General features: G+C 58.6%; 1 pseudogene and 1 other annotated feature. The pseudogene reads left to right on the forward strand.

Annotation, left to right across the window (positions count from 1 at the left end):
- Nucleotides 1-756, forward strand: a pseudogene (locus ACSZPU_RS26085) (IS3 family transposase); the annotation flags it as partial.
- Nucleotides 261-377, forward strand: a sequence feature (AL1L pseudoknot). It overlaps the preceding pseudogene by 117 nt.

The raw sequence follows: 756 nt of genomic DNA on the forward strand, positions 1-756 counted from the left end.
TCCCCGGAGGTTCGTCAGCGCGCCGTCCGTATGGTTCTGGAAAATCAGAACGACTATGACTCACAGTGGGCAGCCCTCAGCTCCATCGCCCCCAAAATAGGCTGTACGCCTGAGACCCTGCGTATCTGGCTACGTCAGTATGAACGCGATGCCGGAGGCGGTGATGGTGGCCTCACCACTCCTGAACGCCAGCGCCTGAAAGAGCTGGAGCGGGAAGTTCGTGAGCTGCGCCGCAGCAACGATATCCTGCGCCAGGCTTCCGCTTATTTTGCGAAGGCGGAGTTCGACCGCCTCTGGAAAAAATAACACCTCTGGTGGACGCGCTGTGCAACGAACATGGGGTCGGACCGGTATGCCATGAACTGGATATCGCCCCGTCGACATATTACCGGCATCAGCAACATCACACTCATCCGGACAGGCGCAGTCTGCGGGAGCAGCGTGACGACCTTCTGAAAACGGAGATAAAGCGCGTGTACGATGAAAACCACAGAGTATATGGCGTACGCAAAGTGTGGCGTCAGTTACTCCGGGAGCACATCAGCGTGGCCAGATGTACGGTGGCACGGCTGATGAAGGCCATGGGGCTTGCCGGGGTACTCCGGGGCAAAAAGGTCAGGACTACCGTCAGCCGAAAAGACGCTGCCGCAGGTGACCGGGTAAACCGCCAGTTCGTGGCTGAACGACCAGACCAGTTGTGGGTGGCAGACTTCACGTACGTCAGCACCTGGCAGGGCTTTGCTTACGTGGCGTTCA

It is taken from the genome of Phytobacter sp. V69 (assembly GCF_965644215.1).
GTDB lineage: Bacteria > Pseudomonadota > Gammaproteobacteria > Enterobacterales > Enterobacteriaceae > Phytobacter.